Annotated in this window: 13 protein-coding genes; all 13 read right to left on the bottom strand. The window is 60.1% G+C overall.

Features of this window, described 5'->3' with window-relative positions:
- Positions 1–2 precede the first annotated feature (2 nt).
- The 13 genes from AC1EJZ_RS04770 to dnaJ all read right to left on the bottom strand — a co-directional run bounded on the left by AC1EJZ_RS04770 (position 3) and on the right by dnaJ (position 13228).
- Complete coding sequence (locus tag AC1EJZ_RS04770) at positions 3–824, bottom strand: isoprenyl transferase (RefSeq protein WP_480294042.1); 822 nt, start codon at positions 822–824, stop codon at positions 3–5.
- Positions 821–1558, bottom strand: coding sequence for a DNA repair protein RecO (gene recO, locus AC1EJZ_RS04775; RefSeq protein WP_480289075.1), 738 nt, complete (start codon positions 1556–1558; stop codon positions 821–823). Before recO ends, AC1EJZ_RS04770 begins: the two co-directional genes overlap by 4 nt.
- 70 nt (positions 1559–1628) lie before the next feature.
- Positions 1629–3386: a 2-isopropylmalate synthase gene (gene leuA / locus AC1EJZ_RS04780; RefSeq protein WP_480294043.1), complete on the bottom strand. Its 1758-nt coding sequence runs from the start codon at positions 3384–3386 to the stop codon at positions 1629–1631.
- Positions 3387–3676: 290 nt separating this feature from the next.
- The gene (locus AC1EJZ_RS04785; RefSeq protein ID WP_480294044.1) at positions 3677–4249 is read right to left on the bottom strand and encodes a hypothetical protein; all 573 of its coding nucleotides are present in this window, start codon (positions 4247–4249) and stop codon (positions 3677–3679) included.
- A gap of 103 nt (positions 4250–4352) precedes the next feature.
- The gene (gene amrS, locus AC1EJZ_RS04790; protein WP_480289050.1) at positions 4353–5435 is read right to left on the bottom strand and encodes an AmmeMemoRadiSam system radical SAM enzyme; all 1083 of its coding nucleotides are present in this window, start codon (positions 5433–5435) and stop codon (positions 4353–4355) included.
- A 14-nt stretch (positions 5436–5449) separates the two neighbouring features.
- Positions 5450–6094, bottom strand: coding sequence for an AmmeMemoRadiSam system protein A (amrA, locus tag AC1EJZ_RS04795; protein ID WP_480289049.1), 645 nt, complete (start codon positions 6092–6094; stop codon positions 5450–5452).
- A 5-nt stretch (positions 6095–6099) separates the two neighbouring features.
- On the bottom strand, positions 6100–6999 hold the full coding sequence (gene amrB / locus AC1EJZ_RS04800; RefSeq protein ID WP_480294045.1) for an AmmeMemoRadiSam system protein B: 900 nt from the start codon (positions 6997–6999) through the stop codon (positions 6100–6102).
- A gap of 182 nt (positions 7000–7181) precedes the next feature.
- The gene (era, locus tag AC1EJZ_RS04805) at positions 7182–8240 is read right to left on the bottom strand and encodes a GTPase Era (protein ID WP_480294046.1); all 1059 of its coding nucleotides are present in this window, start codon (positions 8238–8240) and stop codon (positions 7182–7184) included.
- Positions 8233–9633: a hemolysin family protein gene (locus tag AC1EJZ_RS04810; RefSeq protein WP_070727506.1), complete on the bottom strand. Its 1401-nt coding sequence runs from the start codon at positions 9631–9633 to the stop codon at positions 8233–8235. The genes era and AC1EJZ_RS04810 overlap by 8 nt, the downstream gene beginning before the upstream one ends.
- A complete protein-coding gene (ybeY, locus tag AC1EJZ_RS04815; RefSeq protein ID WP_058236385.1) occupies positions 9630–10079 on the bottom strand; it encodes an rRNA maturation RNase YbeY in 450 nt (149 codons plus the stop codon). Before ybeY ends, AC1EJZ_RS04810 begins: the two co-directional genes overlap by 4 nt.
- On the bottom strand, positions 10072–11133 hold the full coding sequence (locus AC1EJZ_RS04820) for a PhoH family protein (RefSeq protein ID WP_058236384.1): 1062 nt from the start codon (positions 11131–11133) through the stop codon (positions 10072–10074). The genes ybeY and AC1EJZ_RS04820 overlap by 8 nt, the downstream gene beginning before the upstream one ends.
- 59 nt (positions 11134–11192) lie before the next feature.
- Positions 11193–12074: a 16S rRNA (uracil(1498)-N(3))-methyltransferase gene (locus AC1EJZ_RS04825; RefSeq protein ID WP_070727505.1), complete on the bottom strand. Its 882-nt coding sequence runs from the start codon at positions 12072–12074 to the stop codon at positions 11193–11195.
- An 8-nt stretch (positions 12075–12082) separates the two neighbouring features.
- The gene (gene dnaJ, locus AC1EJZ_RS04830) at positions 12083–13228 is read right to left on the bottom strand and encodes a molecular chaperone DnaJ (protein WP_092648429.1); all 1146 of its coding nucleotides are present in this window, start codon (positions 13226–13228) and stop codon (positions 12083–12085) included.
- Positions 13229–13269 lie beyond the last annotated feature (41 nt).

Here is a 13269-nt window from a genome sequence, read left to right on the forward strand (position 1 = left end):
GCTCACCGAAGTGGCGCGTGCGGTGAATTGACGGCGCCACCGAAACGGCGATCACGTTTCCCGTAGGACGCCAGACATTTCCACAGTTCACTGCGGTCAAATTGCGGCCACGGCGTATCCACGAACATCATCTCCGCGTACGCCAGCTGCCAGAGCAGGTAGTTCGAAACACGTTGCTCGCCTGAGGTGCGAATCATCAGGTCGACATCTGGCACATCGGGCAGATACAAGTGGCGCGCAAACGTCCGTTCAGTCACGCCAGCCGGCTTCATCGTCCCGTCAGCAATCTCCATGGCAATCGTGCGTGCAGCGTCCACAATTTCGGCGCGCCCACCGTAGTTGACACACATAATCAGATCGAGCGTCCGGTTCGATTCGGTGGCGCGCTCAGCTTTTTCCAGGGCGTGAATAACGGACTTCCACAGTTTGGGTCGCCGTCCACTCCATCGCACGCGCACACCCCATTCATCAAGTTGGCCCGTCCTGCGCGTGAGCACATCGGGCGCGTAGTTCATGATGAAACGCACTTCAGCCGGGGAACGTTTCCAGTTTTCCGTCGAAAAGGTGTAGACGCTCAGATAGCGCACGCCTGCGTCAATGGCACCGGCGATCGTGTCCATCAGGGAGTATTCTCCGGCGTGATGCCCTGCCGTGCGATTCAATCCGCGAGCATTGGCCCATCGACCATTTCCATCCATCACGAGGGCGACGTGGCGAGGCACGCGGTCAAAAACGGGAACCGGTTGGGACCACTGACCCGGACCCAGCACAGGAGCAGTGGGATCTGATGGTGCCCGATCAACCGGAGCTTGGGCAGATGTCATGCCCGTTTCCTTTCGAAGAGCTGGAGTGCGCGCAGCTTACGTTCCAAATGCCACTGCGTATACGCCGATGTCAGGTGTGCGACGCGTTGCCGGTCATACGCTTCGGTGCGGTCAGCCTGATCCCAGTTTCCGGCCAGGAGGTGCCCCATCAGTTCCATCGTGTTCTCCGAGACGGCCACTCCCCCTTCGCTTTGGCACTCGTCGCACAGCGCGCCACCCTCGGAAATGGAGAAGGACGTGTGCGGGCCGGGCTTGCCGCAACTGGCGCATGCGAAGCACGAGGGTGCCCACCCCGCCACTGACAGGGCGCGTAGAAGATACGAATCGACGATGAGGACCGGGTCGTGACGCAGGTTGGCCAACGCGTGGAGTGCTCCGAGCAGGAGTGAGTATTGAGCGTGTGCGCCGTCAGCTGAATCGCCCGTGAGGCGTTCGGCTGTTTCCACCATGACGGTTCCGGCGGCGAACAAATCGAAGTCCGAAGCCAGTTGAGTGCCGTAGGGACGCAGCATTTCCACCTGCGTCACAATGTCGAATGTGCGGCCACGATGCAGCTGTACGTCGATCAGTGAGAACGGTTCCAGGCGCGCACCGAATTTCGAGGTGGTGCGGCGTACCCCTTTGGCTACCGTGCGTACCTGCCCGTTTTCCTTGGTGAGCAGGCAGACGATACGGTCAGCTTCCCCCAGTTTGTGGGTGCGCAGGACGATCGCCTGGTCCCGGTAGCTTCTGATCACGCTCGCATTGTCTCACAGGCTGGTCGAGGCGCCACCGGACACGTCGACCGGCACCGTCAATGCGCTTTTAGCGCAAAGCGCGGTTCATGGCGGAAATAACTGCCTTGTAGGTGGCAGTCGTGATCGACGAATCGATGCCGACGCCCCAGACGATCTGACCGTCGACCGCTGCTTCCACATATGCGGCTGCCGTGGCGTCACGTCCCTGGCTCATGGCGTGCTCAGAGTAGTCGAGGATGCGCACATCCAGGTCGAAATCGTGCATAGCTGCGACGAATGCGTCGATCGGGCCGGTTCCCACGACGCTGATGGCAACGGGCTGTCCCTGATCCAGGATTTCCCCGCGCAGTTCCACTTCCTGCTCTTTGCCGCGCGTGTACAGGTGGAAGTCTCCCATTTCGAAGCGTCCCCACGGGGCCAGGCCACTTGCCCTGTCGGCGGGCAGGTATTCGTCGGTGAAGATTTTCCACAGGTTTTCGGAGTTGATCTCTCCGCCAAAGGAATCTGTGTGACGCTGAACGATGCGTGAGAATTCGATTTGCAGGCGTCGCGGCAGTTCCATGTGGTGTGCGGTCGACATGAGGTAGGCGACGCCCCCTTTGCCGGACTGGGAGTTGACGCGCACGATCGCCTCGTAGGAGCGACCCACGTCATGCGGGTCGATCGGCAGGTACGGAATGCCCCACGGCACAGCGTTTTCATCTCCGCCGACTTCCGCAACTTTCTTCTTGCGGGCTTCGAAGCCCTTCTTGATGGCGTCCTGGTGCGATCCGGAGAAGGACGTGTAAACCAGGTCCCCCACGTAGGGCATACGCGGCGGGGTTTCCATCATGGTGCAGTGTTCCACCGTGTGCCGGATGCGATCCACGTCGGAAAAGTCAATACCCGGATCGATACCCTGGCTCATCATGTTCAGGCCGAGGTTGACCAGGTCCACGTTGCCGGTTCGTTCCCCCTGTCCAAGCAGGCATCCCTCTACGCGGTCAGCGCCGGCCAGCAACGCCAGTTCCGCTGCTGCAACACCCGTTCCGCGGTCATTATGCGGGTGGACGGACAGTGCGATGTGGCCACGCCTCGACAGGTTCGTTGACATCCATTCGATCTGGTCGGCAAACACATTAGGCGTTGCGCGCTCCACCGTTGCCGGCAGATTCAGCACAATTTCACGGTCGTCGTCAGGCTGCCAGATATCCATGACTGCTTCGCAGATTTCGGCTGCGAAGTCCAGCTCCGTGTCCACGAAGATTTCCGGTGAGTATTCGAAGCCGAAGATCGTGTCATCTGAGAGGACTTTTTCTGCCCGCGCCATGATTTCCCGGGTGCCGCTTTGTGCCAGGTCAACGGTTTGTGCCTTGTCCATACGGAAGACGAGCTCGCGGAACAGTGGCGAGGTTGCGTTGTACAGGTGAACCGTTGCCCGGGGAATGCCGACGAGGGCGTCGATGGTGCGCTCAATGAGTTCGGTGCGTGATTGTGTCAGCACAGACACTGTCACGTCTTCAGGGATCGCCTCATCGTCAATCAGAGAGCGAACAAAGTCGTAGTCGGTTTGCGATGCCGCTGGGAATCCAATCTCGATTTCCTTGTACCCCAGTGAGACCAGCAAATCGAACATGGCACGCTTGCGCGTGGGATCCATCGGCTCGATCAGTGCCTGGTTGCCGTCACGCAGGTCGGTGGACAGCCAGCGCGGAGCGCGTGTCATACGCTTGGTAGGCCATGTGCGCGTGGGCAGGTCGATGGGGTTGGATTCCAGGAATGGAATGTACTTGTCAACCGGCATGGAGCTGGCTTGAGGTGTGGGAACGTTGGCTGTTGTGCGCATCTGCTTTCTTCTTTCCTGCTGGTGTCGATTCCGGTGGCGAACCGGCTTGACCGGGGTCGACAAACGCCGCGACGAGGTTCCGGCCTTTTCAGGCCTCGTCGCGGCACATAAGCAGGAGTGTGCGCTGCATCATGTTCTCCACCGTAATGAGATTGGGACCACCGCGCCGCACGCGTTTCACAAAGTGGACACTACGCGCCGCTGGTCGGACGCCAGTTCCCGTGCAGTTGACGTTTGAATCGACGATGCCAAACCTGTTGATGCGCACCGCGCCTGCGTCAGTTCATGCGTCAGCCGGCGCTGTTAGAACTGTTATCAGCGCGTGCGGCCTGTGCACGCCATCTGCGAGCACATGCCTGCAGACGCAGGGTGCTGATCACTGCATATACCGAGATGGGCGACAGGACGAGCGCCGGGATATACAGAGTCAACGCTGCGGCTGTTGGTACCGCAAAGTATGCCCAAGCCATGACTGGAATAAGCAACACGAATATGACCATGATGATGAACGCACAAACCTCACGCACTCTGTTGCGTGAACGAGCAGCCACCAGGTCGTTGCCTCCCGCATTCCATCTGTGCAGGTTCATCTTCTGACGGATGCCTGCATGATACAGCCAGGCGGCAACCGCTCCGCCCAGCAGCGTCGCGGCACAGAAGAGTGCCATGTAGGCGCCGCCGCTCAAATCAGCGGGGAGCTTGGTTACCAGCCACATCGTCAGCGGCGCAAGAAGGAATGCTCCGATCAGTCCCCCGCCCTGTGCGGCTGCTCCACGGTCATCGTTGTCTACCGTGAGATATGCGTGATGCGTGACAGGCTCATACATCACGTAGCGACCCTCGTGCGGACCCACTGGGATCATCTGGCTCCGAGGAATGCGGCAGCTCCCCGGGCGGTTTGTGTCTTCCTTATTCACTCGAACATGATAGGTCGAGGGACGTAGTGGCGCCGGTTCCTGAGCTGTTTCATGACAAGGCAACCTGGAAGGAATGCGCAGAGGCTTCGCCGGGGCCGCCCTCGTCGAAGCGACCGGGAATTCTGACCCCGCACGCCGGACACGTCCCGTTAGCTGTCACGTCGTAGCTGATGAGGCGGTACCAGTCGCGCACGATGAGTTCGTGCCCGCAGGAGGCGCATGTGGTGGTATCCGCTTCGATGTCGTGAACATTGCCGCAGTACACGTAATGCAGCCCTTCGTCGAGTGCAATGGAGCGGGCTCGGCGCAAAGTTTCAGGTGGAGTCGGTGCAGTGGTGCGCATTTTGTGGTCAGGATGGAATGCTGAAAAATGCACAGGCACATCAGGGCCGCACTCACGCAGGATCCACTGGCACTGACTGCGGATTTCCTCAGATGAATCGTTGTGGCCGGGAATCAGCAAGGTTGTGAGCTCCAGCCAGGTGCTGTCCCGCTCAGCGACCCATGCGATCGTCTCCAGGACGTCGCGCAGGTGAGCGCCTGTCAGATGCCAGTACATGTCCTCGGTGAAGCCTTTGAGGTCAATATTTGCCGCGTCCATAGGCGCGAAGAACTCAGATCGAACTTTCGGAGAAATGTAGCCGGCAGTCACAGCTACGGTGCGCACGCCCGCCTCGTGGCATGCCAGAGCCGTATCGATAGCATACTCGGCGTAGATCACGGGATCGTTGTACGTGAATGCGACCGCAGGAATATGATGTCTCACTGCCGCGTCTGCGACCATATGAGGCGTTGCGCGTTCGGCCAGGAGGTCCCATTGTCGAGCCGCTGAGATCTCGTGGTTTTGGCAGAACCTGCATCCCAGGTTGCATCCAGCGGTACCAAATGAGAGCACAGCGGTACCAGGGTAGAAGTGCGCGAGTGGTTTCTTTTCAATGGGGTCCACGCAAAAGCCGCTGGAGCGTCCCCAGGTTGACAGCACAATGTCATCGCCGCGACGCTCCCGTACAAAGCAGTATCCACGCTGCCCATCGCGCAGTTTACATGCACGCGGGCACAAGTCACAGCGCACTCGACCGTCATCGAGGCGTGTTTGCCAGCGTCCGGTGATCGTGTGTGCAGGTGTGGACATGGCGATGCGTGGCTTTACCGATCGGTCATGTCTGACGCACTGGCCGGCACATCACCGTCACCATCCGCGTCCTGGTCGGTGAAGGCTCGCACCGTGTAGGTTTCCACTCGGGCGTCCGGCGACCACCAGGTAGTGGGAAGGCCTGCCTTGCGTTTGAGGTGGGCGAAGAAGTCAGCTGGATCCGCAAGGTCGTCCCATACCTGCGGCAGGAACGTGGCGCGCCGAGTCGGGCCGGCGATCAGGACGACCCCGTCAATTCCGGGACGCAACGATTCAAGCACCGCTTTCTCACTCAACGCCGGCAGGGCCACCGGGGCCGACAGCACCGACACCTCCACGCTGATGCTCGGATATTCAGTTGCGTCAAGGGGATCGAAACGCGGGTCGTGGAAGGCGGCTGCGAGGGCATTATGGATTACGTCGTCGTACAAAGATCCGCGCGGTGAAAGCGACCCAATGCATCCTCGCAAATGAGAGTTGATCGTCAGCGTCACAAAGCTTGCTCCTGGCTCCTGCAGCCATTCGGGCCGGTCGTGCGGTGCCGGTAGGGAGTTCATGACAATCTGGTCGGTACGTGTTCCCTGCAGCCTGAGCCGTATGGCTCCTCGCGCCAGTGGAACCAGGATGCGTCCCGCATTGTCTGGCAGTGATGTTGGCATCTGGGTCAGTCCTTTTCGTCAGTCAGTGCAAACGCTGCGTATCCGACGACACGTGCGGTGTCAGCTCCCAGGACGTCTCCGGAGTTGTGTGAGCCGAGCGCGGTCACCGTCAGAGAGTGTCTCTGGGCATATTCGAGCAGGCCGTTCATGGGGCGGGCGCCGCAGGCCTGCTCGGGTTCAACGGGGTACTGTCCTCGTTCGATCATGTCGATGGTGCGTTGGTCGATGCGGCGCGCCTCGTCGTATGTGTGGTAGTGCGAGAGGTCTGAGCTGACTGCGATCAGCGTGGTGGGCGAGGTGAGCGCGTCGATCACGTCGGCAACTGCTGTGGGAGAGGCTTCTCCGACGTTGAGGGGCACGAGTTCGACGTCGTCTCCGAACAGTGCCGTGATGAAAGGGACCTGGACTTCCAGCGCGTGTTCATCCCGGTGGGTGTCTTCGTCGCAGTGGACAGGTTCGACGCACGTGCGCGTGGATTCGAGGATGTCACGGGTGGGGATATTGAGCATTGCAGCCGGTGTTCCGAACCGGTCCGCACCGGGCAGCGCGATTCCCCGGATGGCGACACGGTGGGTCGGGCCGAGCAGGACGATTCGTGTGGTTCGGGGGCGACTGCGCGCCGCGTACGCCCAGCCCAGCGCAGCAAGATCGCCCGAGTATCGCCAACCGGCGTGGGGCACGATGATTGCGCGTGCCGGGTGTGCCTCACTGTCAGCCGGGGCGTTGTGCTGGCGGGCACGATCAATCAGCGCACTGGCAGTTGACTCAATATCGGTTGGACTATCCGGGTAGAAGAATCCGGCGACTGCGGGGGCGCGGACGGTCAGCGAGGTATCGCGAGTGTCAGAGCCGGTCGATTCGGGCGCGGTAGATTCAGGGGCGGTGAGGTCGGGAGGTTGCGTCACACTCGTTCTCCTCTCCTGGCGTGGATGGGGCACCATCGACCCATCCACTGTATGTGATTCTAGCCTCTTGCGGGTGCCGCTTGTCACACTCCTTCCATTATGTGACAACGTTGCAGGTCACCCTCATTCCATCAGCATCAGTTAATGCACAGTCACCTGCTGTTTACCGAATAGTCATTTACTCAAAAACCGAGGCGGCCCAGCATTTTCGGATCTGACTGCCAATCTTTGGCGGTGCGCACATGCAGATCCAGGAAGACTCTGCGTCCCAGCAGCTCCTCGATTTGCTTGCGGGACTTCGTGCCGATGTCACGCAGACGCGACCCGCCTCGTCCAATGATGATCGCCTTTTGGGAGTCACGTTCCACGTAGACATTGACGTGGATATCCAGCAGAGGTGGGCGCAAATCGCCCTCCTTGGCCGGGCGCTCGATAATTTCTTCGACCTGCACCGCCAGGGAGTGCGGCAGCTCCTCGCGAATGCCTTCAAGCGCTGCTTCGCGAATGTATTCAGCAATGAGGGTGTCGCGGGATTCATCCGTCACGTCATCTCGCGGATACAGCGGCGCGGATTCAGGGACAGTGCGCGAGAGCACGGAAATCAGTTCCTCCACCTGCTCACCTGTCTGAGCGCTGACCGGGACGATTGCTTCCCACGATCCCAGCCGGTCAATCGCCAGCAGGTGTTTCATCAGACGGTCTTTCGGCACCAGATCGATTTTCGTGGCAACTGCGATGACGGGGCGGCGCACATCAACCAGTTCGCGGGCAATAAAGCGGTCCCCCGGCCCGATCTTCTGATCGGCCGGCAGGCAGAACACCACGCAGTCCACCTCAGCCAGTGCTTCTCGGACCATGTCATTGAGGCGTTTACCCAATAAGGTTCGAGGGCGATGGTATCCGGGCGTATCGACGATGACGAGCTGCGAGGTGTCCCTATGGACAATCCCGCGTATGTTATGGCGCGTCGTTTCAGGCCTACCTGACGTGATCGCCACTTTCTGGCCGACCATTGTGTTGGTCAACGTGGATTTTCCGACGTTGGGGCGCCCGACAACCGAAACGAATCCGGCACGAAAACCCTCCGGGTAGGTCAACGACATCAGTCCGTGCGCATCGGCAGCCTGCTCGGCTTCCTGACGTGCGTCGCGAATGCTGGCGACCTCGTCACGCACCTGTTCTTCAGAGGCGTCATCCCACTCGTCAGTGGAGTCATCCCACTGGTCATCACGGTCATTCATCGGTGTCCTCGCTCTCCGGCGTGCAGCTCAGTTCAAGCAGTTGTGATTCGTCGAGGATGCGGAAACCGTCCTCGAACGTGGTCGGCAGTGGCGACAGCGCGCAGACAACGGTGCCGACCTGACGGCGTCGCCCTCGTGCCTCCTCGGCCAGCATGTAGATGCCGTCCATTTCACCGCGAGCGCCGGGCAGCGGCACACGGTCAATCGCCTTGGTCAGCAAACCGCCGACCGAGTCCACATCATCGTCCTCGAGCTCCATGCCGAAAAGCTCGCCCAGCTCGTCGATCGGGAATCGGGACGGGACTCGCCATACCCCTTCGGCGACCTCTTCCGGCTCGATTTCGCGACGGTCATGCTCATCGGTCACTTCGCCCACGACTTCCTCGATCAGGTCTTCCAGGGTGACCAGGCCAGAGATCCCACCGTACTCGTCGACGACCAGCGCCATGTGGAAGTGCTCAGCCTGCATCTGGTGCAGCAGATCGTCAGCCGGTTTGGTCTCCACAGTAAAAACTGCCTGTCGCATCATGTGGGAAGCGGTCAGATCCTTACTGCCCGCATCATGCACCATGCGCGAAATGACGTCCTTGAAGTACAGGATGCCGCGCACGTCGTCGATATCCTCACCAATGACAGGCAAGCGGGAAAACCCTGATCGGATGAACAGTCGCAGTGCTTTGGAAGCTGGCAGATCCACGGTCGCGGTGATCATCTCGGTGCGCGGCACCATCACCTCGCGCACCACCGTGTGCCCCAGTTCAAACACGGATCGCAGCATCTCGCGATCTTCTTCTTCAAAGCCTTCTGTTTCACCAACCTGGTCGACCATTTCGCGCAGGTCGTCAGCCATTTCCTGCCGCGCTTCCGCATCGGTTTGGTTCGACTGAGGCAGGCGCTTGCGTACGAAACGGACAATGGGGTCGGCAATGTGAGAGATGGCAACCAGCCGCGACGCCAGAGGCGTTCCAACCAACGCCATGCGTTCAGGGTTACGCGTACCCAACGGTACCGGCAGCATCACCACGGCGAACAGTTCGATCAAACCCACCGCAGCGACTGCAATGATGCCGATGAGCCACCACCTCAGCGACGGGTGCACCAGCGCCAGGGTGATACCGACGGCGGCGATGACCTGCACAAACATGCGCACTGTGCGCAGGGTCAACGCGGTGCGCCTGCGCTGCGCAAGCAAGTCAACCAGTTGAGGAGCACGTTTGCGGCCTTCTTCGACAAGGTCTTCCGCGGCCGCCCTCGACAGTCGGGAAAACGCGGTTTCGATGGTGGCGAGGATTCCCGCCAGCAGCAGGCAGATCACCGATACGGCGATCAGCACTGCAACAGGAGCAGTATCCGACAGACCTGACGGGGATGGCTGGTGAGCGAAAGGAATCATGATCGTGTTGCCAGGAATGTCAGCAGGAGTTTGCGTTGCAGGGCAAACATTTCTTCCTTTTCCTCCTCCTCAGCATGGTCGTATCCCATCAGGTGCAGCATGCCGTGCGTCGCCAGCAGCAGCATCTCTTCAGCGGCAGAGTGCCCCGCTTCTTTGGCCTGTTTGTGCGCAACCTGCGGGCAGATACAGATATCCCCCAGTACACCCTCGGTGGGTTTGTCGTCGGTTCCCGGCCGCAGCTCATCCATCGGGAAGCTCATCACGTCAGTCGGTCCTTCCAGGCCGAGCCACTTGACGTGCAGATCTGCCATCGGTTCGGGATCGATGAACAAGATGTTAAGTTCAGCTGTCGTTGCCACATGCATCTGCATCAGAACGTAGTCTGCGAGTGCGGCGAATTCAGACTCGTCAATCTCACATTCCGTTTCGTTTATTACTTCAGTCATGATCATTCCTTCGTGACCTGCGGCCGCTGCGCGTCGCGGAGCGCGTGTCGGCCTGCCTGTGGGCGCGTTCTTCCCACCGGGAATACGCGTCGATGATCTGTCCGACCAGGGGGTGCCGGACGACGTCCGCGCTGGTCATGTAGCAAAATTCGACATTGTCGATATCTGTCAGAATATCCTGCACGACGTTCAGCCCCGATCGGGTTCCTCCGGGAAGGTCGATTTGGGACACGTCGCCCGTGACAACCATGTGCGAGTTAAAGCCCAGACGTGTCAGGAACATTTTCATTTGCGAGGGCGTCGTGTTCTGCGCCTCATCCAGGATTATGAAGGAGTCGTTCAGGGTGCGTCCGCGCATGTACGCCAGGGGCGCCACTTCGATTGTGCCGGCAGCCATCAGTTGCGGCAGTGCCTGTGGATCGATCATGTCATGCAGGGCGTCGTACAGGGGCCTGAGATACGGGTCGATCTTTTCAGTGAGAGATCCTGGCAGAAAGCCGAGGTTCTCCCCCGCTTCCACCGCGGGACGTGTCAGCACAACGCGCCGCACCTCGCCCGAGAGCAATGCGCGCACGGCCTGGGCCATTGCCAGGTATGTCTTACCGGTGCCGGCCGGGCCGATCCCGAAGACCACAACCGAGCGTTCAATGGCCTTGATGTAGCTGCTCTGCCCTGGGGATTGCGGGTGAATGGTGTGGCCGTCAGCAGTGACGATGTCGTCGGAAGTGTCCTGGCCGGCGCGCGGCTGAGGAGCGGTCAGCAGCCGGATGGCGTGTTCAACGCCGGGCACATCAAGCATCGTGCCGGATGCCGTGAGGTCAACCAGTTCACTTACCAGTTGAGCGGCGACGTCAATGGTTCCTGACGAACCCGTCATCGTGATGGTGCGTCCGGCGACGAAGAAACGGACGGTTGGAAAGCCGCGTTCCAGTGCGCGCAGAATCTGATCCGATGTTCCCAGCAGCTGAATGGGTTCGACATGCGATGGGATCTCGACGCGGCGGGTTGACATCGCCAGTGTCGGGTCGTTATGCGTCGTGTTTTGCTCACTCATACGCGTGTCATGCGGTGGGCCACACACTCCTTTGCATCTGCATCCATCGTGTCTCTACTTTATCGTATGGGAGAGCCTGCAACATGGGCATCCTGCCTGTCAGTAGGCGCCTCGTGACGCCATGTCGTCAGCGCGCGTATCAGCGTGGTGGCAACGGGGCCGGCAGTTGAGGAGCGCAGGACGTTCGGCCCCAGAAGAACCGGGATGGCACCTGCCTCGGTCAGGGTCGCATATTCCTCATCATCGATGCCTCCTTCAGGCCCGACAATGATGGCAATGCTGCGCGGTGACGCACCAACCGCTTTGACAGTTCCGACCTCTCGAGGAAATGCAGACCCAGCGACCGTCAGCCCCAGTTGGCTCATAGCCTCCAGGATCGACACAGTGGCCTGTTCGTGACACATGAAGACGACATCACCATGCGAGCAGCGATCCTGAGTCCACCGGGCAAGAGCGCGCGAATCCATCGATTCCAGAACCTGCGGAATCCACGCGCGTCGTGACTGCTTAGCTGCTGCGCGCACAATGTTGATCCATTTGCTGCGTGCACGCTCTGCTTTCGACCCGGTCCACCTGACGATGGAGCGGTGCGCCTGCCAAGGGATCACGCTGTCGATACCGATCTCCGTCGACGTTTCGATGGCCTGCTCATCGCGTCCACCTTTCGCCAGGGCCTGCACGAGGATCAGGTGCGGATCAGAGGCAGGTTCACACATGACGTGCTCCACCACCAGATCCAGTTCCTGACCGTTCACGGCTCGCACGCGGCACTGTGCTCGCCACCCTTCCCCATTCACAAGATCAAACTCATCTCCAACCTGCATGCGGCGCACCGTGGCAGCATGTTTGCCTTCGGCTCCGCCCAGGTGGACGTGGTCCCCCTCGGCAATGATGGATAAGTCGGAATTGAGGTCGTCAGCGAAGAAGACTGGAGCGGTCATGGGTGCTCCTAGTTCGTGAACTTTTCGCGGATACGGTCAAAGACTGACTGATCGGCCCGTCGCGGCTCCACGCGGTCCTCTCCACGATTGGCAGCCAGTTCTTCCAGGATTTCGCGTGAGCGCTGATCCAATTTGCGTGGAATCTCCACATCAATATGGACCTGCAGGTCACCTCGGCCGGCGTCCCGGCCCGAACGCGACAAGCGCCCCACTCCCAGACCCGACAGTGTCACTGTTTCCTGCGGCTGCGTACCGGGTTTGATGGTGACTTCCTTCGCGCCATCGAGCGTGTCCAGCTCGAACACGGTGCCCAGCGCCGCCGTGGTCATCGGAATGGTGACCCACGTGTGAAGGTCATCGCCTCGGCGCGTGAAAATCGGGTGCTTCTTTTCACGCACCTCAAGGTAGAGGTCTCCTGCGGGACCACCTCCCATGCCGACATCGCCACGGCCACTCATGCGGATACGGGTTCCCGTTGTCACACCCACAGGAATATCCACCTTCATCGAGCGGCGCGTGCGCACCCTGCCGTCACCGGAACATTCCGAGCAGGGCTGGTCGATTATGGAACCGTGTCCGCCACAGTCCGGGCACGGGCTTTGCGTGCGGATGACGCCCAGCAGTGAACGCTGCATCCGAGTCACGCTGCCCGACCCGTGGCACCCTGAGCAGGCGCGCGGTTGAGTGCCCGGCTCGCAGCACGAACCTTCACATCGCGCACACAGCACATAGGTATCCACTTCGATGTTCTTGGTGACACCGAAGGTAGCTTCTTCCAGGGTAACGTCAATGGTCAACAGCTGGTCTGAGCCATGTGTGGCGCGCGAGGCCGGCCCGCCTGATGAGGCGAATCCTCCCCCGCCGAACATAGTGTCGAAGATGTCGGAGAAGTCGAATGGCATACCGCCACCGCCAAACCCGTAGCCGCCTGCTCCGCCCCCGTGCACAGCTTCAGGTCCACCGAGGTCATACATTTGGCGTTTGTCAGGGTTTGACAGTGTTTCGTAGGCAACTGAAAGTTCCTTGAAGGCTTCTTCGGAATCAGGTCCGGCGTAGTCAGGATGCAGTTGTCGAGCCTTCCTGCGATAGGCCTTCTTGATCTCTTCCGGTGAGGCATCCCTCGAGACGCCCAGGATCTCGTAGTAGTCGTTCACTCGATTCAATTCCCTCGTTGTTTCGACAAGCGTTGTTCCGA

It is taken from the genome of Pauljensenia sp. C0170B5 (genome assembly GCF_056590195.1).

Coding starts and splice junctions, on each gene's coding strand:
- era (WP_480294046.1), bottom strand. CDS start 8,240: ATGAATGACCGTGATGACCAGTGGGATGACTCCACTGACGAGTGGGAT.
- AC1EJZ_RS04810 (WP_070727506.1), bottom strand. CDS start 9,633: ATGATTCCTTTCGCTCACCAGCCATCCCCGTCAGGTCTGTCGGATACT.
- amrA (WP_480289049.1), bottom strand. CDS start 6,094: ATGCCAACATCACTGCCAGACAATGCGGGACGCATCCTGGTTCCACTG.
- amrS (WP_480289050.1), bottom strand. CDS start 5,435: ATGTCCACACCTGCACACACGATCACCGGACGCTGGCAAACACGCCTC.
- leuA (WP_480294043.1), bottom strand. CDS start 3,386: ATGCGCACAACAGCCAACGTTCCCACACCTCAAGCCAGCTCCATGCCG.
- AC1EJZ_RS04825 (WP_070727505.1), bottom strand. CDS start 12,074: ATGACCGCTCCAGTCTTCTTCGCTGACGACCTCAATTCCGACTTATCC.
- ybeY (WP_058236385.1), bottom strand. CDS start 10,079: ATGACTGAAGTAATAAACGAAACGGAATGTGAGATTGACGAGTCTGAA.
- AC1EJZ_RS04820 (WP_058236384.1), bottom strand. CDS start 11,133: ATGAGTGAGCAAAACACGACGCATAACGACCCGACACTGGCGATGTCA.
- AC1EJZ_RS04785 (WP_480294044.1), bottom strand. CDS start 4,249: ATGATCCCAGTGGGTCCGCACGAGGGTCGCTACGTGATGTATGAGCCT.
- AC1EJZ_RS04770 (WP_480294042.1), bottom strand. CDS start 824: ATGACATCTGCCCAAGCTCCGGTTGATCGGGCACCATCAGATCCCACT.